The sequence below is a fragment of the Streptomyces sp. NPDC004721 genome, assembly GCF_053601495.1.
The window spans coordinates 12,688-37,537 of the sequence record NZ_JBSGBZ010000033.1 but is presented as its reverse complement, the minus strand read 5'-3'; the positions used below and the strand labels follow the sequence as shown (position 1 = coordinate 37,537).

The window sequence follows — 24,850 nt, the reverse complement described above, 5'->3', positions numbered from 1 at the left end:
TCACTCAGTACATGTACTCAGTACATACTGAGCGCATGAGCACCCGCCACATCCTGCTGGGCCTGCTCGCAGGAGGGCCGAGCCATGGCTACGACCTGAAGCGACGCCACGACGAACACTTCCCGCAAGCCCGCCCGCTGGCCTACGGGCAGGTCTACACGACCCTGCAGCGGCTGGTCCGCGACGGACTGGCCCAGGTGGAGGGCACCGACTCCGACGGCGGGCCGGAGCGCACGCTGTACCGCCTCACGGCCGAGGGCTCCCGGGACGTGGCCGTCTGGGCCGGGCAGGTCACGCCTCCCGCGCCCTTCGTGACGAACGAGATCTTCGCGAAGGTCGTCGTGGCGATCCTCACCGGTGGCGACCCCGCCGCCCATCTGCTCGCGCAACGCGCCGCGCACATGGACCGGATGCGGGAGCTGACGGCGGTCAAGACCGCCCCGGGCGCCGGTCTGACGACCGTGCTCTCGGCGGACTACGCCCTCAACCACCTCGACGCCGACCTGCGCTGGATGACCACCACCCAGGCCCGGCTCACCACTTTGACCGCTCTGACCGTGGAGGTCGACCGAGCATGAACAACCCTCCGGCGCCCCTTCTGGTGGCCCGAGACCTCGTCAAGTCCCATGGCAGGACCCCGGCGTTGCGCGGGGCGTGCCTGGAGCTGCGCGAGGGCGAGATCGTCGCCGTGACCGGCGCCAGCGGCAGCGGGAAGTCCACGCTGCTGCACTGCCTGGCGGGCATCGTCCGGCCGGACGCGGGCTCGGTGACGTACCGCGAGGAGCGCGTCGACAGGCTGCCGGAGCAGCACCTGAGCGAGCTGCGCCGCACCGACTTCGGAGTGGTGTTCCAGTTCGGCCAGTTGATCCCCGAGCTGACCGCCGTGGACAACGTCGCACTGCCGCTGATGCTGGCCGGGACCGCGCGGGGGGCGGCCCAGGAGCGGGCGGGGGCATGGCTGGAGCGGTTCGGTGTGCGGGAGCAGGAGGCCGCGCGGCCCGGGGAGTTGAGCGGAGGTCAGGCACAACGCGTGGCGTTGGCACGGGCGTTGGTGACCTCCCCGAGGGTGGTGTTCGCGGACGAGCCGACGGGGGCACTGGACTCGCTGGCGAGCGAGCAGGTGATGACGGCCCTGGTGGGCGCCGCCCGGGAGGCGGGCACGGCGGTCCTGCTGATCACGCACGACGCCCAGGTGGCGGCGTACGCCGACCGCGAGGTGCGGTTGCAGGACGGCGTGGCGGTCGCGTCGGGGGTGCTCGCGTGAGGACCGATCTGCGGCTGGCCTGGCTGCTCGTCCGGGGTTCGGACCGGTGGGAGTGGTGGCGGATCGCGCTCACGGCGGCGGGGGCGATGTGCGCGACGGGGCTGGGTCTGGCGGCCGCCGTCCTGGCCTCGGTGCACGGACAGTACCGCTTCTCCTTCGGCAACGGCCTGCTCGACCATCCCGGGGAGCGCTCCGGGGTGATCGTCACGCTGCTGCTCCTGCTGGTGCCCGTACTCGGGTTCCTCGGGCAGTGCGCCCGGATCGGCGCGGTGCACCGCGACCGGCGGACGGCCGTGCTGCGGCTGGCGGGCGCGGAGCCGGGCCGGGTGCGGCGGATCGCCGCGCTGGAGACCGGGCTCGCCTGCCTGCTGGGCTCGGCGCTCGCCACGGCCGGGGCGGCGTGCGTACTGGTGGCCGTGTGGGAGCGGCCGGCCGCGTCTGCCTGGGCCGGGATGGCGCTGGTCGCGGCCGCGGTACCGGTACTGGGCATGGCGGCCGGGGTGCTGGCGCTGCGCCGCGTGGTGGCCTCACCGCTGGGCTGGGTGCGGCGGAGCCATACGCGGTCGGGGCGTGGTCCGGCGCTGATGTTCGTGGGCGGACTGCTGGTCGTGGGCGTGGTGGCGCTGGGGGCGGTGGCCGGTACGTCCGCCGACTCCCCGCATGCGGGCCTGACGAGGGGCCCGCTCGTCGTCATGGCGGCGGTCCTGGCCGTCGGCGCGGGCGCGGTGTGGCTCACGGGCGCCCTGTCCCGGCTGACCGGGCGGCTGCTCGCGGCCCGGACCGGCTCCCCGGCGGCGCTGATCGCGGCGGAACGGCTGCGGGACGATCCGTGGGCGGCGGCCCGCACCCATGCGGCGGTGTTGCTGGTGACGGTGGTCGGCACCGGGTACATGGGCGTACGGCAGGCGCTGCTCGCCCATCTGGAGACCATGGACCGCACGTACGGTTTCGCCGAGGACGCCTCCTTCTACACGACGGGCCTGAACCTCACGGCCGCCGCCATCGTCCTCGCCCTCGCGATCGTCCTCGTCGCGCTCGCCGTCGGAACCGCCGAGTCCGTCGCCACCCGCCGCCGGGCCCTGGCCGCGCAGGTGGCCGCCGGAGTACCGCAGCGGGTGCTCGCCCGGGCCCTCCTGCTGGAGACCGCCCTGCCCCTGGCCCCGGCCGTCCTCGTGGCGGGCGCGGGCGGCCTGGCGATCGGCCTCTGGTACGCCCTCCTCGCCGCCGGGACCGTGCCCTACACGGCGCTCCTGGTCCCCGCCGGCGTGTACGCCACCTGCCTGCTGGCCGCGGCCGCCTCGCTGCCGCTGCTGCGGCGCTCGGTCCGGCCCGCGGAGCTGCGGTACGCGTGAGCCTTCCGTATCAACTACTTGACACAGTTTGATTCACCGGGAATTGTATCAAGCAGTTGATGCACTTGCGGGAGAGCAGGGATCGGCATGCGTGCTGCCACAGAAAACGGCGACTCGTGGCGCCAGAGCCTCGAAACCCTCGTGCGGTGGACTGGCGCGGCGGCCGGACTGACGGTGAACGCGCTGGTCAGCTATGGCTCCGAGTCGGACGTGGACCTGCTGTACACGTTCGCCGTGTTCGGTCTGTGCGTCATGGCGAGCGCCTTCGCGGCGGACGCGCTCGCCCGCCGGAGCCCCGGCCGGCTGCGCGTCGCCAGCATGACACCGCGCCGGATCCGGGACTACGCGCCCCGCGCCCTGACTGTCGCGCTGACCGTGCAGGCCGCCGTGCTCCTCGTCCTGCTGGTCGTCGCCGTGGCGACGGCCTCGCCGGACGAGGCGGGACGCTCGGGGCACGCGCTGTCCGTCACCTGCCCGGCGGGGGCCCAGGTGCTGTCGCCGTGGCCCGGCCCGCACTACGCGCGGCCCGCTCTCGGTGGTCTCGCACTGGGTACCGTTGTCGGCGCGTTACTCCTGCGCCGTATCACCGCCGGGCCCGGAAGCGACGACCAGCGTCTCACCGGGGCCCGGGCCGCGATCGGCGCGTGGGGGGTACTCGTGTGCGCGCCTCTTTTCGGCGTCTCCCTGACGATGGGCGTCGTGGTGCTGAGCCTGGCCTGCGGAGGAGTGATGAAAGTGGCGGCGCTGTGGGGGCTGGCCATCATCGCCCTCGTCTCCGCCGTGACCGCGGGGCACTGCCTCTGCGTCTCGCTGCTCCCGCAGGCCTATGTCAAGGTGCGGCTGTGAACGCGAACGACGTGAGCATCCGGGTCGTCCACCCCTCCCCGGTGCCGCCCTACGAGCAGATCCGCGCGCAGCTGGCCGATCTGATCTCCGTCGGCCGGCTGCGCATGGGCGACAGGCTGCCGTCCGTGCGCCAGCTCGCCTCCGACCTGGGACTGGCCAACAACACGGTGGTGCGCGCCTACCGCGAACTGGAGGCCGCGGGCCTCGTCAGGAGCCGCCGGGGCTCCGGCACGCAGGTCATCGCCCCGGCACCCGCCACCGACGTCAAGGCGAAGCTCCACGAGTACGCCGGCACCTACGCCGCCGCGGCCAGACAGCTCGACGTCAGCGACGAGGAGGCACTCGCGGCCGTCCGGCACGCCCTGGCGAGCCTCGACACCACCTGACCGTTCCGGTCTTCGCGACCGGCCCCGGTGACGCGCGCCGCCCACGACCCGCGTCCGGAGCGTGATCCCCAGGCGGATGGCCGTGGGGGACCGCGCTCCGGGCGGGTGGCCGTGGGCAATGCGAAGGCCCGGAATCGTCAGGCGGAGATGCCGTCGATCCGGGCCAAGGCGTCGTCCGCGCCGTACGGCTGCAGGTAGGGCAGCCAGCGCGGGTCCCTATGCCCGGTGCCGATGATGCGCCAGGCCAGGCCCGTGGGCGGGGCCGGCTTGTGGCGCAGTCGCCAGCCGAGCTCGACCAGGTGGCGGTCGGCCTTGACGTGGTTGCAGCGGCGGCAGGAGGCCACCACGTTGTCCCAGACGTGCTTGCCCCCGCGCGAGCGCGGGATGACGTGGTCGACGCTGGTGGCGATGCCACCGCAGTACATGCACCGGCCCCCGTCGCGCGCGAACAGCGCCCTTCGGGTCAGAGGAACGGGCCCCCGGTAGGGAACCCGTACGAAACGCTTGAGCCGGACCACGCTGGGTGCGGGGACGGTGACGGTTGCGCTGTGCAGATAGGCGCCGGACTCCTCGAGGCAGACTGCCTTGTTCTCGAGGACGAGGACGAGCGCGCGGCGGAGCGGTACGACGCCGAGGGGCTCGTACGACGCGTTGAGGACCAGGACATGCGGCACGGATGCCTCCTTGTACGCCGGCGGCGCGTGGCTCGCGCCGGGGCTGCCTGCAGTCAGTTTCCCCTCATGCCTGGTGAACGCGCCACCATGTCCCGGTAACGGGCTGGGAGTGTTTTCGACCACACCTCATTCATCCCCCGGATCACGGCCCCTTCACACGGCCTGATCAGAGGCCGGTGGTCACCGTCTTCCCATGCGCCCTTCCCCGAACTTCACGGGAACCCACACACCCTGCCCCGTTAGTGTGGTGGTTCTGCCCGTCCGGTGATCGCTTCGTGACCCAGTCGATATTGACCCCGTGCCGGAGGGCGGATTGCACCTGGAGGTACCTGCCGTGTCCTTGCCCGCCGTCCTGTCGGCCGCCGGTCCGTCGCCGTCGCCGTCGCCCTCCGAGTCGCCGGCCCTGACGGTCCCGACGTTCCAGGACGCCCACGAGACCGCGACGAACGCGGCCAGCTGGGTCGAGCAGAACTGGTCCACGTGGCTCGCCATCGGCCTGAAGATCCTGCTGATCCTGGTGATCGCGGCGGTGCTGAGGGGCGTGGTCCGGCGGGCGATCACCAAGGTCATAGACCGCATGGCCCGTACCGCCCAGGCGGTGGACGGCACCGCGCTGGGCGGGCTGCTGGTCAACGCCGAGCGCCGCCGGCAGCGCTCGCAGGCGATCGGCTCGGTGCTGCGCTCGGTGACGAGCTTCCTGATCCTGGGCACCGCGGCGCTGATGGTGCTGTCCACCTTCGAGATCAACCTGGCACCCCTGCTGGCCTCGGCCGGTGTGGCCGGTGTGGCGATCGGTTTCGGCGCCCGCAACCTGGTCACCGACTTCCTCTCCGGCGTCTTCATGATCCTGGAGGACCAGTACGGCGTCGGCGACTCGATCGACGCGGGCGTCGCCGCCGGCGAGGTGATCGAGGTCGGACTGCGCGTGACCAAGCTGCGCGGGGCGAACGGCGAGATCTGGTACGTCCGCAACGGCGAGATCAAGCGCATCGGCAACCTCTCCCAGGGCTGGGCCACGGCCGGCGTCGACGTCACCGTCAGGACGGACGAGGACCTGGACAGGGTGAAGGCCACCCTCGACGAGGTCGCCGAGCGGATGAGCAAGGAGGAGCCCTGGAACGAGCTCCTGTGGAGCCCGATCGAGGTGCTCGGCCTGGACAGCGTGCTGATCGACTCCATGGTCGTGCGCGTCACCGCCAAGACCATGCCGGGCAAGTCGGTGACCGTCGAGCGGGAGCTGCGCTGGCGCATCAAGCGCGCCTTCGACGCGGCCGGCATCCGGATCGTGGGCGACGCGACGGCCCCGGCGGAAGAGGCGGCAGCCGACCCTACGGCGGGCATGTCGGCCCCCTCGGCATTCGCCAGCACCACCTCCCCGCAGTCCCTGACGGCCTCACCGATCCCACCGCCGCCCCTGTCGAAGTAGCACCACCGCGCCCCCACGGCGAAAAGAGGCGGCGCCCGGAAACCCCCGGGCGCCGCCTCTCGCGTGTACGAAAGAGGGACGGAACGGTTCAGCACACTCGTTCGAGTGAAGGGGTGCGGATTCCACCGTGCGACGCGCCCCGCACGCTCCATCGTTCTGCCGGGGCACCCGGCGCGGGCGTAGCCTGACACCAGCGCGACAAGGAGATCAGCGATGAGCGCCGAACCGATCATGGAGCCGGTGATGACGCAGGTGGACCCCATCGACCTGTTGAACGCGATCGAAGAGGCGTCGCCGATGCCCATTCGGCCGGAGTACATCGAGGGGACGGTCATCGTGCCGCCACAGCCGAACGACAACCACAACGACGGCGCCTTCAAGCTCGCGGTCCAGTTCTTCAACGCCGGGTTCGAACTGGCGGGCATGGGCAACGGTTATCGCGCCGCCAACAAGGACGGCGGCACCATGGCCCTGCTCATTCCGGACTTCTACGTCCGGCGACGCAAAGCCTCCGAACTCGACGAGTCCTACCGCAGGACCCACAAGGGCTGGTACCCCGTCGACATGATCGCCCTCGTCGGCGAGGTGACTTCGAGCAACCACTGGACGGACACCGGCCCCAAGCTCCGCACCTACGCCGCCGCGGGCGTCTCCGTCTACGTCCTGGTCAACCGCGAGACCCGGACCGCCCACTGCTACACCACCCCCGTGCTCCCCGACGAGGACCCCACCAAGGCGTACTACGACCGCGAGGCCAAGGTCGACCTCGGCGATCCGCTCCCTCTCCCGGCGCCGTACCCCACGCTGGACACGGCACCGTTCCTCAAGGACTGACCGGACCGGGCTCCCGCCGCGCGCACCCTCGCCGCCCCCGCAGACAACGACTCCGTTGCCCGGGGGCGCTTTTCTCTTGACGTTCGCTTCACCCCGGGCATACCTTCCTCCCACCCAAATAGGAAACTTTCCTAACAGTGATCTCCAGGGGAGGACAGATGCCGACACGTATGTCAGGAACCGCCGGCACGCCGGGCACCCCGCGGGTCCTGCGCGCCATGAACGACCGCGCCGCCCTGGACCTCCTGCTGGAGCACGGACCGCTGTCGCGCACCAGGATCGGCAAGCTGACCGGCCTGTCCAAGCCGACCGCCTCCCAGCTCCTGGCCCGCCTGGAGGCCGCCGGGCTGGTCCTCGCCACGGGGACCAGCGAGGGGCGCCCCGGCCCCAACGCCCAGCTGTACGCGGTCGATCCGACCGCCGCCCACGCCGCCGGACTGGACGTCACCCCCCTCCGCATCCGCGCCGCCGTCGCCGACATCACCGGCCGCACCGTCGGCGAGTACGAGTTGCCGACCCCCGGCCGGCGCCCGTCCCAGCCCGTCGTACGGCAGGTCACCGACGCCCTCGACGGCGCGGTGAAGGCGGCGGGGCTGGCCCCCGGCAACGTACACCGGCTGGTCATCGGCACCCCCGGCGCCTTCGACCCCAACACCGGCCGGCTGCGCTACGCCTCCCATCTGCCCGGCTGGCACTCCCCCACCCTGCTCGACGAACTCGCCGCCGCCCTGCCGATGCCGGTGGAGTACGAGAACGACGTCAACCTCGTGGCCATGGCCGAGCAGCGGCTCGGCGCGGCCCGCGGCCACCGGGACTTCGTGCTGCTGTGGAACCAGGAGGGCCTCGGCGCCGCCCTGGTGCTCGGCGGCCGGCTGCACCGCGGCTGGACCGGCGGCGCCGGCGAGGTCGGCTTCCTGCCGGTGCCGGGCACCCCGCTGGTCCGCCAGGTGACCAGGGCCAACAGCGGCGGCTACCAGGAACTGGCCGGCTCACAGGCGCTGCCGAAACTGGCCCGCGAGCTGGGCATCGAGGACCTGCCCACAGGATCCTCCGCCGAGGCCGCCGCCGAACTCGTCGCCCGCGCCGCCGACCACGCCACCGGCCCCCACCGCACGCTCCTGACGACGTACGCGACCCGGCTCGCGACCGGTCTCGCCTCCCTTGTCTCCGTCCTCGACCCCGAACTCGTCGTCCTCAGCGGCGCCTCGCTCACCGCCGGTGGCGAGGTGCTGCGCGCCCTGGTCCAGGCCGAACTGGAGGAACTGGCCGCCTCCCGGCCCCGCCTGGTGATCGGCGACGTCCGTGAACACCCCGTGCTGCGCGGCGCGTTGGAGAGCGCGCTCGCGACCACCCGCGACGAGGTCTTCGACACCTCGCGCTGACCGCCGTACCCGCCCCGCGTTTTCCCTCACCGCCCGCCCGTCCCAGGGAGATCCAGCCATGCCCGAAGTACCCCGGAAAGCGGCCCTCGCCCTCGCTGCCTCCGCCGCCATGGCACTGCTCGCCACCGCCTGCACCGGTCAGCCGAGCTCCGGCGCGAACGACGACGCGTCGAAGGACACGACCATCAACTTCTGGCACGCCTGGAGCGATCCGAGCGAGGTGAAGGCCGTCACGTCGCTGATCGACGGCTTCCGGAAGGCGCACCCCAACATCCGCGTCAACGTCGTCGGCAACATGACCGACGACAAGATCAACCAAGCGCTGCGCACCGGCGGCGACAAGGCGCCCGACGTGATCTCCTCCTTCACCACCAACAACGTCGGGAAGTTCTGCTCCTCGGGCGCGCTGGTCGATCTCAACCCGTTCTTCGAGAAGACGGACACGGACCCGGAGAAGACCTTCCCCAAGGCGATGAACGAGTACACCCAGTTCGACGGCAAGCGCTGCACGGTGCCGCTGCTGGGCGACGCCTACGGCCTCTACTACAACAAGGACGCCTTCGCCGCCGCGGGCATCGAGAACCCCCCGAGGACCTGGTCCGAGTTCGAGGCCGACGCCAAGAAGCTGACGATCCTCCAGGGCGGCGGCTACCGGCAGCTCGGCTTCATGCCGGACTACCACGGCTGGGAGTCGACGACCGAGCACTACTTCGCGCAGTTCTCCCCGGCGTACTTCGACTCCAGCGGCAAGTCGAACCTGGCGAAGGACCCCGCGTTCGAGAAGGGCTTCACCCTTCAGAAGCGGCTCGTGGACGAACTCGGCGGCTACCGGAAGCTGGAGAAGTACCGCGCCACCCTCGGCGACGAGTGGGGCCCCAAGCACCCCTTCCACACCGGCCAGGTGGCCATGCAGCTCGACGGCGAGTGGCGGCTGGGCATGGCCGAGGAGGCCAAGCCGGAGTTCGAGATCGGCGTCGCCCCGCTGCCCGTCCCCGACGACCAGGCCGACCAGTACGGCAAGGGCTACATCACCGGCACCATCGCCGGCATCGCCGCCACCAGCAAGAAGCAGAACGCGGCCTGGGAGCTGGTGAAGTACATCACCACGGACACCGACGCGGTGGTCGGCTTCGCCAACGACATCCACAACGTGCCCTCCACGCTGGCCGCGCTGAAGTCCCCGAAGCTGAAGTACGACCCGCGCTTCAAGACCTTCCTGGACATCGCCGCCAACCCGTACTCGACCACGACGCCCGCCTCCGTCAACGGCGGCCAGTACCTGGTGACGATCCAGCAGTTCGGCTACGACTACGAGAGCGGCAGGGCGAAGGATCTCAAGGCCGGGCTGCTCAGGACGGCCCAGCAGATCGACACGGACATCGCGCAGGCGAAGTAGGCGCGCATGACCACCGTCACCCTGGCGTCCAAGCGCCGCCGCTCGGCGCTGAAGACCCTCGCCTTCATGTCGCCGTGGCTGATCGGCTTCGCGGTCTTCTTCGCCTATCCGCTGATCTCCACCGTCTACTTCTCGTTCGTGCACTACGACGGCTTCCAGCCGCCGACGTGGCGCGGCACCGGGAACTGGACGTACGTCTTCCAGAACTACCCGCTGTTCTGGCCGGCCCTGCGCAACACCCTGTGGCTGGTCCTGGTGATGGTGAGCCTGCGGGTGGTCTTCGGGCTCGGCGTGGGCCTGCTGATCACCCGGATCAGGACGGGCACGGGTGTCTTCCGCACCCTGTTCTACCTGCCCTACCTGGCCCCGCCGGTGGCGGCGACCATGGCCTTCGCCTTCCTCCTCAACCCCGGTACGGGCCCGGTCAACTCCCTCCTGGAGCGGGTCGGGATCTCCGCGCCCGGCTGGTTCAACGACCCCACCTGGTCCAAGCCGGCCCTGACGATGCTCGCCCTGTGGGGCGTGGGCGACCTGATGGTCATCTTCATGGCCGCGCTGCTCGACGTGCCCACGGAGCAGTACGAGGCCGCGGAGCTGGACGGCGCCTCGCCCTGGCAGCGCTTCCGGTACGTCACGCTGCCGAACATCTCGCCGATCGTGATGTTCGCGGTGGTCACGGGTGTGATCCAGACGATGCAGTACTACACCCAGCCGCTGATCGCCGGAAAGGTCGCCTCGGGTGTGATCCAGGGCGCGGGCACCCAGTTCGAGCCCGGCTACCCGGACAAGTCCACGCTCACCCTCCCCCAGCTCGTGTACAACCTCGGCTTCCAGCGCTTCGACTACGGCTCGGCCTGCGTGGTGGCGCTGGTGCTGTTCGCCCTGTCGATGGTGTTCACCGCGTTCCTGATGCGGCGCCGGGGCGGTCTCATCCAGGCAGGTGACTGACGATGGCCCAAGTGCTCGACAAGCCGCTGGGGTCGAAGACGCGGCCCTCCCCCGCCGCGCGCGCGGCCCGCCGCAGGGCGGTGCTGGAGTGGATCGCGGTCCACTCGCTGGGCGTGGCGGCCGCGCTGTTCTTCGTCCTGCCCTTCGTGTTCGTCCTGCTGACCTCGCTGATGAGCGACAGCCAGGCCCTCAGCCGCGATCTGGTCCCGCACACCTGGGAGTGGGACAACTACAAGCGGGTCCTCGACACCCCGGGCTTCCTCACCTGGTGGAGGAACACGCTGGTCTACGCCGGTCTCGGCACGGTCCTGACCGTCGCGTCCTCACTGCCCGTGGCGTACGCGCTGGCGAAGTTCCGCTTCCGGGGCCGCAACCTGTCGCTCATGCTGGTGATCTCGATGATGATGCTGCCCCCGCAGGTGATCATCATCCCGATGTACCTGTTCTGGGCCAAGCAACTGGACGTGTCCGGCACGCTGTGGCCGCTGATCATCCCGATGGCGTTCGGCGACGCGTTCTCCGTCTTCCTGCTGCGGCAGTTCCTGACGACCATTCCGAACGAGTACCTGGACGCGGCGAAGGTCGACGGCTGCGGCGAACTGCGCACCCTGCTGAAGGTCGTCGTGCCCATGGCCAGACCCGGTCTCGCGGCCGTCGCCCTCTTCCAGTTCTTCTACGCCTGGAACGACTACTTCGGCCCGCAGATCTACGCCTCGGAGAACCCGGGCGCGTGGACCCTGTCCTACGGCCTGGAGTCCTTCAAGGGGGCCCACCACACCGACTGGAACCTCACCATGGCCGCGACCGTTCTGGTCATGGCCCCAGTGATCCTCGTGTTCTTCTTCGCCCAGAAGGCATTCGTCGAGGGCGTCACACTCACCGGAGTGAAGGGTTAAACAGCCATGAAACTCACCGTGGTCGGCGGCGGCTCGACCTACACCCCCGAACTCGTCGACGGTTTCGCGCGCCTGCGGGACACCCTGCCCGTCGAGGAACTCGTGCTGGTGGACCCGGCGGCGGACCGGCTGGAGCTGGTGGGCGGACTGGCCCGCCGCATCTTCGCCCACCAGGGCCACCCTGGCCGTGTCGTCACCACCTCCGACCTGGACGCGGCCGTCGACGGCGCCGACGCGGTGCTGCTCCAGTTGCGCGTCGGCGGCCAGGCGGCCCGCCAGCAGGACGAGACATGGCCCCTGGAGTGCGGCTGCGTCGGCCAGGAGACCACCGGCGCGGGCGGTCTGGCCAAGGCGCTGCGCACGGTCCCGGTGGTCCTGGACATCGCCGACCGGGTCCGCCGCGCGAACCCGAACGCCTGGATCATCGACTTCACCAACCCGGTCGGCATCGTCACCCGCGCCCTGCTCCAGGCAGGCCACCGGGCGGTCGGCCTGTGCAACGTGGCGATCGGCTTCCAGCGCAAGTTCGCGCAGATGCTCGGCATCGCGCCCGCCGACGTCCACCTGGACCACGTGGGCCTGAACCACCTCACCTGGGAGACGGGGGTGCGTCTGGGCGGCCCGGAGGGCGAGGACGTACTTCCCGCGCTCCTGGCCGAGCACGGCGAGACGATCGCCGGCGGCCTGCGCCTGCCCCGCCCGCTCCTGGACCGCCTGGGCGCGGTGCCCTCCTACTACCTGCGCTACTACTACGCGCACGACGAGGTCGTGGAGGAACTGCGCACCAAGCCGTCCCGGGCGGCCGAAGTGGCGGCGATGGAGCGGGAGTTGCTGACGATGTACGGCGACCCGGCCCTGGTGGAGAAGCCGGCCCTGCTGGCCGGGCGGGGCGGCGCCTACTACTCGGAGGCGGCCGTGGACCTGGCGGCGGCCCTGCTGGGCGGAGGCGGCAACCCGTACCAGGTGGTGAACACGTACAACAAGGGCACCCTGCCCTTCCTCCCGGACGACGCCGTGATCGAGGTGCAGGCGGCGGTGGGCTCCAAGGGCGCGGTCCCCCTCCCCGTCTCCGACGTGGACCCGCTGTACGCGGGCCTGATGGCCGACGTGACGGCGTACGAGGACCTGGCCCTGGAGGCGGCCTTGCGCGGCGGCCGGGACCGGGTATTCCGCGCCCTCCTCGCACACCCCCTGATCGGCCAGTACGCGTATGCCGAGGCCCTCACCGACCAACTTGTCGCGCACAACCGGGAGTACCTCGCGTGGGCCTGACCGCAAGCGTCCTCGCCATCGACGCGGGCAACAGCAAGACCGACGTGGCGGTGGTGGCGGCCGACGGGCAGGTCCTCGCCACGGCCCGCGGCGGCGGGTTCCGGCCGCCGGCCGTGGGCGTCGGGACCGCGGTGGACGCCCTGGAGGAAACGGTCCGGCGGGCGTACGCGCAGGCCGGCGTCACCGGCGCCGGCCATGTCTCGGCATGCCTGGCCAACGCCGATCTGCCGGTGGAGGAGGAGCAGTTGGCGTCCGCCCTGCACGCGCGCGCGTGGGGCACGACGGTGCAGGTCCGCAACGACACGTTCGCCATCCTGCGCGCGGGCGTGGCCGAACCGCGCGGGGTCGCGGTCGTCTGCGGCGCCGGCATCAACTGCGTCGGCATGCTCCCGGACGGCCGCACCGCCCGCTTCCCCGCGCTCGGCCGCGTCTCCGGCGACTGGGGCGGCGGCTGGGGCCTGGCGGAGGAGGCCCTGTGGTACGCGGCCCGCGCGGAGGACGGCCGCGGCGCGCCCACCGCCCTGTCCCGCACCCTGCCCGCCCACTTCGGGCTGGCCTCCGTGTACGCCCTCGTCGAGGCGCTGCACCTGGGGCACGTCGACCACCACCGCCGCCACGAACTGGCCCCGGTCCTGTTCGCCACGGCCGACCAGGGCGATCCGATCGCGCGCACGATCGTCGACCGCCAGGCCGAGGAGGTGGTGGCCATGGCCACGGTCGCCCTGACCCGCCTCGGCCTGCTCGACGAGGAGACCCCGGTCCTCCTCGGCGGCAGTGTCCTCGCCGCCCGCCACCCCCGACTCGACGACGCCGTACGCGACCTCCTCGCCGCCCGCGCCCCCAAGGCGGTCCCGCGGGTCGTCACGGCCCGCCCGGTCCTGGGCGCGGCCCTCCTGGGCCTGGACCACGTGGGAGCGCCGGCGGCGGCCCTGGAAAAGGTGCGGGCCCACTTCGAGCAGTGAGAGACGGCGAGCATCGCAACGGTGGGCATTCCGCGAGCGCGGCCGGGGGAACCGAACTGGTTCCCCCGGCGTATTCATGGGCAAGGGGTGGTACGGGGCGAGCGCACTGCGGCCCGGCCGAGTTCCAGTGAAGGCCGGTGCGGATGTCGGTCCCGGCAGCGATACTTGCGGCGACGGATGACCACGGGGGAGGTCAGCAGTGACACAACCGCCGACGAGCAGATCGGCACCGCCGGGCCCGGGCCTGCCCACCCTGCCGGCGGTTCCGCCGCAGTCCGCGGCCCCCGCCCCCGCCGCGCGGCCCCCCGCGCCCCCGCGCCGCACCGCCTTCGCGGAGGGTGCCGAGCGCCTGCGCGCCGCCGCCACCACGGAGCCCGGCCGCCTGCGCATCATCGGCGCCGTCCTCGCCCTCCTCGTCCTGGCCTTCGGCGCCGTCACCGCCCTCCAGGCCACCGACCGCGCCTCGGCCGCCGACGACGTCCTGCACCGCAGCCAGCCGCTCAGCTCCGACGCGGCCGACATCTACCGCTCGCTCGCCGACGCCAACACCATGGCGACCAGCGGCTACCTGGCCGGTCTCCAGGAGACGACGGCCACCCGCGAGCGCTACGAGGCCGACGTCCGCACGGCCGCCGCCAAGCTGGTCACCGCCGCCGCCAACTCCGCCCCCGGCAGCCCCTCCGCGGCCACCATCACCAAGCTCAACGAGCTCCTGCCGCGCTACAAGGGCCTGGTCGAGTCCGCCCGCGCCAACAACCGCCAGGGCTTCCCGGTGGGTGGCGCGTACCTGCGCGCGGCCAACGAAACCATGCAGGACGAGATGCTCCCGGCGGCCGAGGACCTGTACCAGAAGGAGAACCAGCGGCTGCGCTCCGACTACGGGGACGCGACACCGTACCCGTGGGCCGCGATCGCCCTCGGCGCCGTCGCCCTGGCCGCCCTCGCCTGGGCCCAGCGGCGCAACTACCAGCGCACCAACCGGGTGCTGAACCACGGCCTGGTCGCCGCGACCGCCGCCACCACCGTCGTCCTGCTGTGGCTGGTGATCGGCCACAGCGTCGCGGGCGCGGGACTCAACGGCTCCTACACGCACGGCGTGCGCTCGCTGAACGTGCTGCACGACGCCCGTATCGCCTCCCTCAAGGCACGCAGCGACGAGAACCTGACCCTCGTCAGCCGCGGCGCGGAGACGAAGACGCTGAAGGACGGCACGGTCATGGACGCCTACGACTGGGCCTACGACCAGGAGCTCGGCACCCTCGCCCGGACGCTGTCCCGGGCCGGCGCCCTCGCCGAGGACCCGGGGGGCAGAAAGCCGGTGGACACGGCGAACGAGTCGATGAAGGTCTGGAAGCAACGACACGAACTGGCCCGCCAGGCCAACGACTCCGGCGACTACCAGAAGGCGCGCGACCGGGTCATCGGCACCACCGCCAAGGACCGGACGGAGTCGACGGGTGAGTGCTTCGACAACGTCGACGCCTCCCTCGCGTCCGCGCTCACCCATGAGACGGGTCGGTTCCGGCAGGCCGCGCAGGGCGGCCGGGCCGCCCTGCGCGGCCTGCCGGCCGGCTCCGCGGTGCTCACGGTGTTCGCCGCGGCCGGGGCGGTGCTGGGCATCGGGCGCAGGCTTTCGGAGTACCGGTGAAAGGGAGCGTGACAGCGGTGAGAGGGGGCGTGGCGATGCGAGCACGACGTCTGCGGGCCGGCCTGAAGGGCTGGGGCGGTGTCGGCGCGATGGCGGCCGTCTGCGCCCTGGCGCTGGCGTTCGTCCTGCTGCTGCCCCGCACCCAGCCGCAGGGCGCCGGCGGCCCCGCCGCAAGCGGCTCGCGAGCCGTGCACGGCACGCAGTCCAAGGCGGACAACTGCCAGGACAGCCAGGCGCAGAACCTGAGCCCGTCCCCGTCCGGCGCCGGCGGCCCCACGCTGAGCGCCATCCGATCGCGCGGCTATCTGACGGTCGGCGTCGACCAGAACAGCTACCGCTGGGGCTACCGCAACCCGAACAACGCCTCAGGCGCGCTCGAGGGCTTCGACATCGACCTCGTGCACCGCATCGCCGAGGACATCCTCGGCGACGCGAACAAGGTCCAGTTCAAGGCCATCCCCACCAACGAGCGGATACCCGCGATCCGCAGTGGCCGGGTGGACATGGTGGTGCGCACCATGACCATCACCTGCGACCGGCTGAAGCAGGTGGCGTTCTCCGCCCCCTACTTCCTGACCGGCCAGCAGGTCCTGGCCCCCAAGACCTCCGGCATCACCGGCTACGACGGCTCCCTCGCCGGGAAGAGGATCTGCTCGGCGACCGGTTCCACGGCCTACGACCACCTGTCCGCCGACACCAAGGACGGCAGGCTCCCCGCGTCCACCGACATCACCACCACCGTCCCCAACCAGCTGGACTGCCTGGTGCGGCTCCAACTCGGCGAGGTGGACGCGGTGGTGACGGACGGCGCGCTCGCCGCCAGCCAGGCCGCGCAGGACCCCACGGTGGCCTTGAAGGGCGCCTCCTTCACCAAGGAGTTCTACGGTGTGGCCATGAAGCTCGGTGCCGACGATCTGGTCCGCCAGGTCAACCGGACACTGGAGAACTACCGCAAGGACGGAGGCTGGAAGGCGTCGTACGGGACGTGGCTGTCCGCCACGCTGGGTAAGGACTCACCGTCGGCCACCGCGCCGACGCCGAGCTACCGGTGACCGGTCACCGGCCGGCGCGGCACCGACGGAACAGCAGAACCGACAGCACACAGGCGACACGCAGCAGCGAGAGGTGATCGATGGGCGTCACGGACCCCGCCGGGCCCGTCATGGACCGGGACGAGGTGGACCGTGCGCTGGCGCGGCTCGGCGCGGAGCACGAGGCCATCGAGACCTCGCTGCTCGCCCTTCAGGACCACGCGGGCCGCAGACTCCTGGAGGGCGCCGAACTGACCGGCGTCACCAAGGAGAGCTGGGCGGCCACGGAGGCGTCGATCACGCTGCTGTGGGCGTACTTCGACGCCTACAGCGGCGCCCTGCGCACCGCCCGTGACATCCGCGCCCGTCGCCGCTGGTCCAGCCGCGAGGACCTGGTGGAGCTGACCGAGGTGCTGCGCGGCGAGTCCGTCACCGTCTCCGGCGCGGCCGCCGCGCCCGCCCTGCCCGGTCCGGGCCGGCTCAGCCAGAGCTTCTCCCTGGCCACGCTGGTGGACCGGATGAACGAGCTGTACGCGACCGGTCTGGACATGGTGGTCGCCGCCGACGCGGTGTGGTCGGCGCTGCCCGCGCGGATCGATCTGCTGGCCGCCGAGCTCCAGCGCACCCGCCGGCTCGCGCACTCGGTCGGTGTCCGCCCCGGCGAGCACCCGGCGGGCGACGACCTGGAGCGCGTCACGCGCACGCTGACGAGGCTGCGCGCGGAGGTGATCTCCGATCCGCTCGCCTTCTGGCTGCCCGCGCAGGGCAGTTCGGCACCGGGCGGCGGACGGCCGGACACCACGGTGTACGACCGGGAGGCGCGGGCGCTGGACGAGGTGCGCCGGGAGATCGACGCCGTGCTCGGGGTCCGGCAGGACGCCGAGCAGCGGCTGATCAGGCTGCGGGACGTGCTCTCGCGCGCGGACCGCACGCTCGCCGAGGCGCGCACCGCGCGCGGCGAGGTGCTGGCGAAGATCGCCGCCACGGAAGTGCCGGTGGTCAGCGGTCCGCCGACCGCCCTCCAGGAGCAGCTGGCGGCGGCCGCCGAGTACCGCAGGCAGGCCCGGTGGCACCGGCTGTCGCCGCTCCTGGAGTCACTGGAGCAGAAGGCGGAGGACGAACTTGAGCGCGCCCGTGAGTCGTTGACGGCGGTCACCGCGCCGCTGGCGGTCCGTGCCGAGCTGCGCGGGCGACTGGACGCGTACAAGGCGAAGGTCGCCCGGCACGGCCTGGCGGAGGACCCGCTGCTGGTCGAGCGGTACGACGCGGCGCGCCGCATGCTGTGGAGCGCGCCCTGCGACCTGCGGGTGGCCGAACAGTCCGTGCTGCGCTACCAGCAGGCTGCGGCCGAGCTGCTCGGCGGCTCGCGGGTGCCGGAGCAGGGCGGGCCCGAGGGACGGTAGGGGGAGTCATGAGTCAGGCGGGGCAGACCTGTCAGCGGCCGGACTGCGGCGGGACGTACGAGGACGTCGGCGGCGGCGAGCTGTACTGCGACACGTGCGGTCTCGCGCCGGTCGTCTCGGCGACCGGCATGGTGGGCTCGCCGCCCACCGGCGTGACCGGCGGTGGCGGGGACTCGCGGGGTTCGGTGGGCGGCGGCGGTTCGGCCTCCAGTGCCCGTAGTACCCGTACGTCGTCGCAGTCGTCGAAATCGCGCCGCTCGGTGTCGGGGCGGCTCTCGCGCTCGCTGTCGGGCAAGGCGACCGGCCGGTCGGTGTCGGTGCGCAGCTCCGGCTCCACGACGGGCTCCTCCGGCCGCGGCCGGCTGGGCGCGGGTCTGGTGCAGGTGCCGCAGGTGCCGCGGCCCGACCCGCGTTCGATGGTGCTGGAGAACCCCGAGGTGCCGGAGCGCAAGCGGTTCTGCTCGCGCTCGGACTGCGGTGCGCCGGTCGGGCGCGCGCGGGGGGACCGCGCGGGCCGTACGGAGGGCTTCTGCACCAAGTGCGGGCACCCGTACTCCTTCGTGCCCAAGCTGAGGGCCGGGGACATCGTCCACGGCCAGTACGAGGTCGTGGGCTGTCTGGCGCACGGCGGCCTCGGCTGGATCTACCTCGCCGTGGACCGGGCCGTGTCCGACCGCTGGGTGGTGCTCAAGGGCCTGCTGGACACCGGCGACCAGGACGCGATGGCGGCGGCGATCTCCGAGCGGCGGTTCCTGGCGGAGATCGAGCACGGCAACATCGTGCGGATCTACAACTTCGTCGAGCACCTCGACCAGCGCACCGGCTCCCTCGACGGCTACATCGTGATGGAGTACGTCGGCGGCAGGTCGCTGAAGGAGATCGCCAACTCCCGCCGCACAGCGGAGGGCAGGCGCGACCCGCTGCCGGTGGAGCAGGCGTGCGCGTACGGGATCGAGGCCCTGGAGGCGCTCGGTCATCTGCACAGCCGCAACCTGCTGTACTGCGACTTCAAGGTCGACAACGCGATCCAGACCGAGGACCAGCTCAAGCTGATCGACATGGGCGCGGTGCGCCGGATGGACGACGACGAGTCGGCCATCTACGGCACGGTCGGCTACCAGGCGCCCGAGGTCGCCGAGGTCGGCCCGTCGGTGGCCAGCGACCTGTACACGGTGGGCCGTACGCTCGCCGTCCTCACCTTCGACTTCCAGGGCTACACGAACGTCTTCGCGGACTCCCTGCCCGACCCCGACAACATCGAGGTCTTCCGCCAGTACGAGTCCTTCTACCGCCTGCTGGTCCGTGCCACCGACCCCGACCCGGCCCGCCGGTTCGCCTCGGCGCAGGAGATGGCCGAGCAGCTCACGGGCGTGCTGCGGGAGGTCGTGTCCCTCCAGACCGGCCGGGCGCGGCCGGCCCTTTCGACGCTGTTCGGCCCGGAACTGCGGGTGACGGACGCGGAGTTGTTCCCGAAGCTGGACGGGGACGTGTCCCGGCTGGGGGCGCGGGCGGCTCGCCCTCGCGGATCGGCCCCGGCCCTCGCGGCCGGTACCACGCACGGCCACGGCGCTCCGGGCACACCGAACGCTCCGGCTCCCCCGGCGCTCGTCAAGCCCGTCGACACGCCCGCCGCCGCGCTCGCCCTGCCGGTCCCCCACGTCGACCCGAGTGACCCGAACGCGGGTTTTCTGGCGGGCCTGTTGACGTCCGCGCCCGGGGAACTGGCGCACGCGCTCGCGGCGGCGCCCACACAGTCGGCCGAGACCCGGCTGCGCCAGGTCAGGGCCCGGTTGGAGACCGGCGAGGCGGCCACCGCGCTGGAGGTCCTGCGCCAACTGGAGCAGCGGCACCCGGACGACTGGCGGGTCGTCTGGTACCGGGGCGTGGCCTCCCTGGTCACCGGCGACCACGAGGAGGCTGCCCTCGCCTTCGACGCGGTCTACGACGCCTTCCCCGGCGAGGTCGCGCCGAAGCTGGCGCTCGGTCTGTGCGCCGAGGTGCTCGGCCAGCTCGACAACGCCGCCGAGTACTACCGCCTGGTGTGGTCGACCGACCCGAGCCAGGTCAGCGCCGCGTTCGGGCTGGCCCGCGTGCAGCTCGCCTCCGGCGAACGGCCCGGCGCGGTACGGACCCTGGAGTCCGTTCCGGAGTCCTCGATCCACTACACGGCGGCGCGCGTGGCGGCCGTACGGGCACGACTGCGGCACCGTACGGCGGCGGCGTCCGACACGCCGTTCCTGGACGATCTGACGGCCGCCTCCGGGCAGGTCGAGGCACTTCAGGCCTACGGTCTGGACCCCGCCCGGCGGGAGCGGCTGTCGGCGGAAGTCCTCGGCTGCGCCCTGGACTGGGTACTCTCCGGGGGCCGGGCCACCGACCCGGCCGCCCGGCGGGTGCTGCTCGGAAGCGACCTGGACGAGCGGGGACTCCGCTTCGGCCTGGAGCGTTCGTACCGCACGCTGGCCCGGCTGGCGCCCGGTGGCGAGGAGAGGATCGACCTGGTGGAACGTGCCAACCGTTACCGCCCCCGGACGTGGGTGTAGTTGATGTCGCAGATGCACCAGCAGGCCGCGCTGCCGAAGTGCCCGAGCTGTGCGGAGCCGCTCGAATCGGGTGACCGCTTCTGCGGCGCGTGCGGGTACGACCTGTCCGCGGCCGCCGAGGGACCGGGCGACGCGTCGACGCTCACCATGGACCGCGGCGCGGTGCCGCGCCCGGCCGGCCCCGGCGAGCGTGCCGACGACGCCGTGTGGCCGCGCGCACCGCACCCGGACACCTCCGAGGCACCACCGAGGCTGCACCTGCCGACGGACCTGCCGGGCACGGACTCGAGCGGCTCCCCGCTGCCCGCTCCGGCACAGCAGGCGCAGGCTCAAGCCCAGTCCCAGGCCCAGGCGGCGGTTCAGCAGCGGCCGCAGCCGGTGGCGCAGTCCCCGCAGCAGCCACAGACGGCTCAGCCCCAGCCACAGCCTGAGGCGCAGCCACCCGCCGAGGCCCAGGCGGCGGCCCGGCCGCTGCCGGCCGCTCAGCCGCCGCGTCAAGTGCAGGCCCAGCAACAGCCGCAGGCTCAAGCACGGGCCGCAGTTCAGCAGCAGCCGCAAGGACAAGGGCAGGCGCAGCCGGAAGCGCAGCAGCAGCCGCAGCCGCAGCCGCAAGGCCAGGGTCCGCAGCCGCAGGGACAGCCGCAGCAGCAAGGGGCGTCCGCCTCGGGCGTGCGGCTCGACCGGCCGGCGGAGCCGGACGAATACCCGTTGCAGGCGCCGGACCCGCGCGTGCCCACCGACTCCGACGCCGCCGCTCCGGGCGACGGCACTCCGGGCGAGGCCGCCACGGTGTGCGTGGCCTGCCGGGCCGGCCGGGTCGACAGCGACGGCTACTGCGAGAACTGCGGGCACGCCCAGCCGCGCGAACGCGACCACATGGAGCAGGAGTCGGGCCCGATCGCCGCCGTCAGCGACCGCGGCCTGCGCCACCACCGCAACGAGGACGCCTTCGCCCTCGGCCGCACCGCGCTGCCCGACGGCTCGCCCGCCCTTGCGGCGGTCGTCTGCGACGGCGTGTCCTCCGCGACCCGCCCCGACGACGCCTCCCTCGCCGCCTCACGAGCGGCGAGCGAGTCGCTGCTGGCCGCGCTGCCCCGGGGCACGCACCCGCAGCAGGCCATGCACGACGCGATCGTCGCCGCCGCGCAGGCGGTCGACGCGCTCGCCGGGGAGCCCGCGTCGGCCGGCCGGCACTCCGCCCACCAGAACGCGCCGGCCTGCACGTTCGTCGGCGCGGTGGTCGCCTCCGGGCTGCTGGTCGTCGGCTGGGTCGGCGACAGCCGCGCCTACTGGATCCCGGTGGACCGCGGCGCGCCCCCGGCCCGGCTCACCGAGGACGACTCGTGGGCCGCGCAGATGGTCTCCGCGGGCCTGATGTCCGAGGCGGAGGCGTACGCCGACGAGCGCGCCCACGCGATCACCGGCTGGCTCGGCGCGGACGCCTACGAACTGGAGCCGCACACCGCCTCCTTCAAGCCGGACCGGCCGGGAGTGGTCGTGGTGTGCACGGACGGGCTGTGGAACTACGCCGAGACGGCCCGGGAGATGGCCGAGGCCGTCCCCCTCGACGCCGACGTGCGCCCGCTGCACAGCGCCCGGGTCCTGGTCGGCCACGCCCTGGACGGCGGGGGCCACGACAACGTAACAGTGGCCGTCGTGCCGTTCCCGGCCGCGCCGCAGGGGGCAGGATCGGCCTGAGGGACGTACGCGGGGGCGCGTGACGGGAACCCCCGGCCGAGCCCTCAGCGCGGGGAAGCTCCGAGGGCCGGCGGGGGCCGGCCCGTTCACAGTCGTCGTCCCCGTTCACGGGGTCCAGAGGGGGATCTGGGACAGCATGGCGAATTTCTCGAAATCCAGCGTGCCGCAGTTCTCGGTGGACGTGTACCAGAACGAGTACCTGCCGGAGGGCGGCCAGGAGGTCAACTCGATCGTCACGGTCAGCGCGACCGGCGGCGGCACGATCGGCAGCGCGGTCGCGGCACCACACCTGTACACACCCGGGCAGGGGCCGTCCGCCGCGGTGGCGATCATGGTCGACTGCTCGGGTTCGATGGACTACCCGCCGACCAAGATGCGCAACGCCCGGGACGCCACGGCCGCCGCGATCGACACCCTGCGCGACGGCGTGCACTTCGCGGTGATCGGCGGCACGCACGTGGCCAAGGAGGTCTATCCGGGCGGCGGCCGGCTCGCGGTCGCCGACGCGACCACCCGCGACCAGGCCAAGCAGGCGCTGCGCAGGCTCAGCGCGGGCGGCGGCACGGCCATTGGCACCTGGCTGCGGCTGGCCGACCGGCTGCTGTCCTCGGCCGACGTCGCCATCCGGCACGGCATCCTGCTCACCGACGGCCGCAACGAGCACGAGTCGCCCGAGGACCTCCGGCGGACGCTCGACGCATGCGCGGGTCGCTTCACATGTGACGCGCGGGGCGTGGGCACCGACTGGGAAGTGAAAGAAGTCACACAGATCGCCTCCGCGCTGCTCGGCACCGCCGACATCGTCGCCGACCCGGCGGGCCTGGCCGCCGACTTCACGCGGATGATGGAGACGGCGATGGGCAAGGAGGTCGCGGACGTCTGGCTGCGGGTGTGGACGCCGGTGGGCACGACCATCAAGTTCGTCAAGCAAGTCGCCCCGGCCGTGGAGGAGTTGACCGACCGCCGGGCCGAGGCGGGGCCGCGCGCCGGGGACTATCCCACCGGATCCTGGGGGGACGAGTCCCGCGACTACCACCTCTGCGTGGAGGTGCCCGCGGCCGGCATCGGACAGGAGATGCTCGCCGCCCGGATCTCCCTGGTGGTGCCCCAACCGGATGGAACGGTGCAGAACCTCGGCGCCCAGGGCCTGGTACGGGCCGTGTGGACCGACGACATGACCGCCTCCACCTCGATCAATCCGCAGGTGGCCCACTACACCGGGCAGGCCGAACTGGCGCAGGCCATCCAGCAGGGCCTCGACCTTCGCAAAGCGGGCGATTTCGATGGAGCAACGGCCAAACTGGGCCGCGCTGTTCAGCTCGCCGGGGCCTCGGGGAACGCGGATACTGCGAAACTGCTTGCGAAGGTGGTGGACGTGGTCGACGCCGCGACGGGTACTGTGCGACTGAAAGCGAAGGTCGACGAGGCCGACGAGATGACTCTCGAGACCCGGTCCACCAAGACCGTTCGTGTGAAGAAGTGACGCGGGAAGACCGCGGAAGACAGCGAGCCCGGCCCCTCGGGGTTGGAGAAATCCGGCCGCACCGGCCGGAAAAGGAGAGGGGGAAGCGCCGACATGCCGACCTGCCCGAACGGACACCAGTCGGGTTCCGACGACTGGTGCGAGGTGTGCGGTCACCGCATGGCCGGTGCCGTGCCTCCGCCTCCCCCTCCGCCCCCGGTCGGGGGCTACGGCTTCCCGCCCGCGCCGGGGCCCGGCGGTCCCGGTCAGCCGGGTGCGCCCGGCGTGCCCGGTGGGCGCCCGCACCTGTCCGCCGTACCGGACCCCGAGCCGGAGCTCTGCCCGCAGTGCCGTACGCCCCGCGAGGGCGGCGCGCCGTTCTGCGAGGAGTGCCGGTGGAACTTCCTGACGAACACGGCGACCTCGTACACTCCGGCCGCGCCGCCGCCCGGCGCCGGTCCCGGCCCGCGTTTCCCGCAGCCGCCCGGCCCGGCCTTCGGCGGTGACACGTTCGAGTACCAGGGCTCCCGGCCGTCCCAGGTGAACCGGCCCGCCGAGCCGATCCCGCACGCCCCGCCCTTCGGCACCGAGCCCCCGGGCCGCCCCGGGCCGCCGAACTTCGGCACCGAGCCCCCCGGCCGCCCCGGCCCGCCGAACTTCGGCGGCGACCCGTCACGGCCGGTTCCGCCACCGCCCGGTGCCCCCGGAGCGCCCGGTGGTGCCCCGCAGGCGTTCCAGCAGCCCGGCCCGCCGGCTCCGCCCGGGTTCCCGCAGGAGACCGGCCGACCGCAGCACGGCGGTGACGACGACTGGGTGATCTCCCCGCCGTCGTCCACGGGCCCCTCCGGTCCGGGCGTCCCCGGCCGTCCCGGCCCCGGCCAGGCGGGCGGCTACGGCTACCCGCAGCCGGGTGCCACCCAGGCCCCGCCGGGACCGGCCTTCCCGCAGCAGCCGCAGCAGCCCGCGACCTGGACGGCGACGATCGGTCCGGACCGCGACTACTTCATGGCGATGATGCAGCGCTCCGGCCCCGAGGCCACGGGCCTGAACCTGCCCGCGTACTCGCCCGAGCAGCAGCGCACGCTCACCGGCAACCAGGTCACCATCGGCCGCCGCCGGCACTCCACCGGCGACACCCCCGACATCGACCTGTCGGTCCCGCCGGAGGACCCGGGCGTCTCCCACCAGCACGCGGTGCTGGTCCAGCAGCCCGACGGCAGCTGGGCGGTGGTCGACCAGAACTCGACCAACGGCACCACGGTCAACGGCTCGGAGGACCCCATCCAGCCCTTCGTGCCTGTCCCCCTCCAGGACGGCGACCGCGTGCACGTGGGCGCCTGGACGACGATCACGATCAGGCGCGGCTAGGGCCCACACGGATCACGTAAGGACCGGTGGCTCCAGGCTCTCTGCTGTGAAGCAGGTCC

Annotated in this window: 21 protein-coding genes; 20 read left to right on the top strand and 1 reads right to left on the bottom strand. The window is 72.5% G+C overall.

Features of this window, described 5'->3' with window-relative positions; genetic code table 11:
- The first annotated feature begins 35 nt into the window (after window positions 1-35).
- From ACWEK3_RS27135 to ACWEK3_RS27115, 5 genes are all read left to right on the top strand, one after another.
- The gene (locus tag ACWEK3_RS27135) at window positions 36-578 is read left to right on the top strand and encodes a PadR family transcriptional regulator (RefSeq protein ID WP_450542611.1); all 543 of its coding nucleotides are present in this window, start codon (window positions 36-38) and stop codon (window positions 576-578) included.
- Complete coding sequence (locus ACWEK3_RS27130) at window positions 575-1,264, top strand: ABC transporter ATP-binding protein (RefSeq protein WP_453250785.1); 690 nt, start codon at window positions 575-577, stop codon at window positions 1,262-1,264. Before ACWEK3_RS27135 ends, ACWEK3_RS27130 begins: the two co-directional genes overlap by 4 nt.
- Window positions 1,261-2,616 carry an ABC transporter permease gene (locus ACWEK3_RS27125; protein ID WP_450542615.1) on the top strand — a complete coding sequence of 452 codons (1,356 nt, stop codon included), beginning with the start codon at window positions 1,261-1,263 and terminating at the stop codon, window positions 2,614-2,616. The genes ACWEK3_RS27130 and ACWEK3_RS27125 overlap by 4 nt, the downstream gene beginning before the upstream one ends.
- Window positions 2,617-2,703: 87 nt before the next feature.
- Window positions 2,704-3,462, top strand: coding sequence for a hypothetical protein (locus ACWEK3_RS27120; RefSeq protein ID WP_453250784.1), 759 nt, complete (start codon window positions 2,704-2,706; stop codon window positions 3,460-3,462).
- On the top strand, window positions 3,459-3,848 hold the full coding sequence (locus ACWEK3_RS27115; protein ID WP_361408361.1) for a GntR family transcriptional regulator: 390 nt from the start codon (window positions 3,459-3,461) through the stop codon (window positions 3,846-3,848). The genes ACWEK3_RS27120 and ACWEK3_RS27115 overlap by 4 nt, the downstream gene beginning before the upstream one ends.
- A 137-nt stretch (window positions 3,849-3,985) precedes the next feature.
- Here the strand turns inward: ACWEK3_RS27115 and ACWEK3_RS27110 are convergent, their stop codons facing one another.
- Complete coding sequence (locus ACWEK3_RS27110) at window positions 3,986-4,522, bottom strand: HNH endonuclease (RefSeq protein WP_141360845.1); 537 nt, start codon at window positions 4,520-4,522, stop codon at window positions 3,986-3,988.
- Window positions 4,523-4,856: 334 nt separating this feature from the next.
- On the opposite strand from ACWEK3_RS27110, the gene ACWEK3_RS27105 reads away from it, so the two are divergent.
- From ACWEK3_RS27105 to ACWEK3_RS27035, 15 genes are all read left to right on the top strand, one after another.
- Complete coding sequence (locus tag ACWEK3_RS27105) at window positions 4,857-5,948, top strand: mechanosensitive ion channel family protein (RefSeq protein ID WP_453250783.1); 1,092 nt, start codon at window positions 4,857-4,859, stop codon at window positions 5,946-5,948.
- A gap of 213 nt (window positions 5,949-6,161) precedes the next feature.
- Window positions 6,162-6,782 carry a Uma2 family endonuclease gene (locus ACWEK3_RS27100; RefSeq protein WP_453250782.1) on the top strand — a complete coding sequence of 207 codons (621 nt, stop codon included), beginning with the start codon at window positions 6,162-6,164 and terminating at the stop codon, window positions 6,780-6,782.
- Between the two features lie 170 nt (window positions 6,783-6,952).
- Window positions 6,953-8,164, top strand: coding sequence for an ROK family transcriptional regulator (locus ACWEK3_RS27095; RefSeq protein WP_453250781.1), 1,212 nt, complete (start codon window positions 6,953-6,955; stop codon window positions 8,162-8,164).
- A gap of 58 nt (window positions 8,165-8,222) precedes the next feature.
- Window positions 8,223-9,560, top strand: coding sequence for an ABC transporter substrate-binding protein (locus ACWEK3_RS27090; protein WP_453250780.1), 1,338 nt, complete (start codon window positions 8,223-8,225; stop codon window positions 9,558-9,560).
- A 6-nt stretch (window positions 9,561-9,566) separates the two neighbouring features.
- Window positions 9,567-10,508, top strand: a complete 942-nt coding sequence (locus tag ACWEK3_RS27085; RefSeq protein WP_365773823.1) for a carbohydrate ABC transporter permease — start codon at window positions 9,567-9,569, stop codon at window positions 10,506-10,508.
- 2 nt (window positions 10,509-10,510) lie between these two features.
- The gene (locus ACWEK3_RS27080; RefSeq protein WP_453250779.1) at window positions 10,511-11,404 is read left to right on the top strand and encodes a carbohydrate ABC transporter permease; all 894 of its coding nucleotides are present in this window, start codon (window positions 10,511-10,513) and stop codon (window positions 11,402-11,404) included.
- A 6-nt stretch (window positions 11,405-11,410) separates the two neighbouring features.
- Window positions 11,411-12,676, top strand: a complete 1,266-nt coding sequence (locus ACWEK3_RS27075; protein WP_453250778.1) for a 6-phospho-beta-glucosidase — start codon at window positions 11,411-11,413, stop codon at window positions 12,674-12,676.
- Window positions 12,667-13,638, top strand: coding sequence for an N-acetylglucosamine kinase (locus ACWEK3_RS27070; RefSeq protein ID WP_450542629.1), 972 nt, complete (start codon window positions 12,667-12,669; stop codon window positions 13,636-13,638). The genes ACWEK3_RS27075 and ACWEK3_RS27070 overlap by 10 nt, the downstream gene beginning before the upstream one ends.
- Window positions 13,639-13,837: 199 nt before the next feature.
- A complete protein-coding gene (locus ACWEK3_RS27065) occupies window positions 13,838-15,286 on the top strand; it encodes a hypothetical protein (protein WP_453250777.1) in 1,449 nt (482 codons plus the stop codon).
- A 35-nt stretch (window positions 15,287-15,321) separates the two neighbouring features.
- Entirely contained in the window at window positions 15,322-16,338 is a 1,017-nt protein-coding gene (locus ACWEK3_RS27060; protein WP_390872724.1) for a glutamate ABC transporter substrate-binding protein, read from the top strand.
- Window positions 16,339-16,418: 80 nt separating this feature from the next.
- Window positions 16,419-17,720, top strand: coding sequence for a hypothetical protein (locus ACWEK3_RS27055; protein ID WP_453250776.1), 1,302 nt, complete (start codon window positions 16,419-16,421; stop codon window positions 17,718-17,720).
- 8 nt (window positions 17,721-17,728) lie between these two features.
- Complete coding sequence (locus tag ACWEK3_RS27050; RefSeq protein WP_453250775.1) at window positions 17,729-20,263, top strand: tetratricopeptide repeat protein; 2,535 nt, start codon at window positions 17,729-17,731, stop codon at window positions 20,261-20,263.
- A gap of 3 nt (window positions 20,264-20,266) precedes the next feature.
- Window positions 20,267-21,961, top strand: coding sequence for a PP2C family serine/threonine-protein phosphatase (locus tag ACWEK3_RS27045; RefSeq protein ID WP_453250774.1), 1,695 nt, complete (start codon window positions 20,267-20,269; stop codon window positions 21,959-21,961).
- Between the two features lie 136 nt (window positions 21,962-22,097).
- Window positions 22,098-23,444 carry a vWA domain-containing protein gene (locus ACWEK3_RS27040; protein WP_453063993.1) on the top strand — a complete coding sequence of 449 codons (1,347 nt, stop codon included), beginning with the start codon at window positions 22,098-22,100 and terminating at the stop codon, window positions 23,442-23,444.
- Between the two features lie 93 nt (window positions 23,445-23,537).
- A complete protein-coding gene (locus ACWEK3_RS27035) occupies window positions 23,538-24,791 on the top strand; it encodes an FHA domain-containing protein (RefSeq protein WP_450542642.1) in 1,254 nt (417 codons plus the stop codon).
- Window positions 24,792-24,850: the final 59 nt, after the last annotated feature.

Coding starts and splice junctions, on each gene's coding strand:
- ACWEK3_RS27135 (WP_450542611.1), top strand. CDS start 36: ATGAGCACCCGCCACATCCTGCTGGGCCTGCTCGCAGGAGGGCCGAGC.
- ACWEK3_RS27130 (WP_453250785.1), top strand. CDS start 575: ATGAACAACCCTCCGGCGCCCCTTCTGGTGGCCCGAGACCTCGTCAAG.
- ACWEK3_RS27120 (WP_453250784.1), top strand. CDS start 2,704: ATGCGTGCTGCCACAGAAAACGGCGACTCGTGGCGCCAGAGCCTCGAA.
- ACWEK3_RS27100 (WP_453250782.1), top strand. CDS start 6,162: ATGAGCGCCGAACCGATCATGGAGCCGGTGATGACGCAGGTGGACCCC.
- ACWEK3_RS27095 (WP_453250781.1), top strand. CDS start 6,953: ATGTCAGGAACCGCCGGCACGCCGGGCACCCCGCGGGTCCTGCGCGCC.
- ACWEK3_RS27090 (WP_453250780.1), top strand. CDS start 8,223: ATGCCCGAAGTACCCCGGAAAGCGGCCCTCGCCCTCGCTGCCTCCGCC.
- ACWEK3_RS27085 (WP_365773823.1), top strand. CDS start 9,567: ATGACCACCGTCACCCTGGCGTCCAAGCGCCGCCGCTCGGCGCTGAAG.
- ACWEK3_RS27080 (WP_453250779.1), top strand. CDS start 10,511: ATGGCCCAAGTGCTCGACAAGCCGCTGGGGTCGAAGACGCGGCCCTCC.
- ACWEK3_RS27075 (WP_453250778.1), top strand. CDS start 11,411: ATGAAACTCACCGTGGTCGGCGGCGGCTCGACCTACACCCCCGAACTC.
- ACWEK3_RS27060 (WP_390872724.1), top strand. CDS start 15,322: ATGCGAGCACGACGTCTGCGGGCCGGCCTGAAGGGCTGGGGCGGTGTC.
- ACWEK3_RS27055 (WP_453250776.1), top strand. CDS start 16,419: ATGGGCGTCACGGACCCCGCCGGGCCCGTCATGGACCGGGACGAGGTG.
- ACWEK3_RS27050 (WP_453250775.1), top strand. CDS start 17,729: ATGAGTCAGGCGGGGCAGACCTGTCAGCGGCCGGACTGCGGCGGGACG.
- ACWEK3_RS27045 (WP_453250774.1), top strand. CDS start 20,267: ATGTCGCAGATGCACCAGCAGGCCGCGCTGCCGAAGTGCCCGAGCTGT.
- ACWEK3_RS27040 (WP_453063993.1), top strand. CDS start 22,098: ATGGCGAATTTCTCGAAATCCAGCGTGCCGCAGTTCTCGGTGGACGTG.
- ACWEK3_RS27035 (WP_450542642.1), top strand. CDS start 23,538: ATGCCGACCTGCCCGAACGGACACCAGTCGGGTTCCGACGACTGGTGC.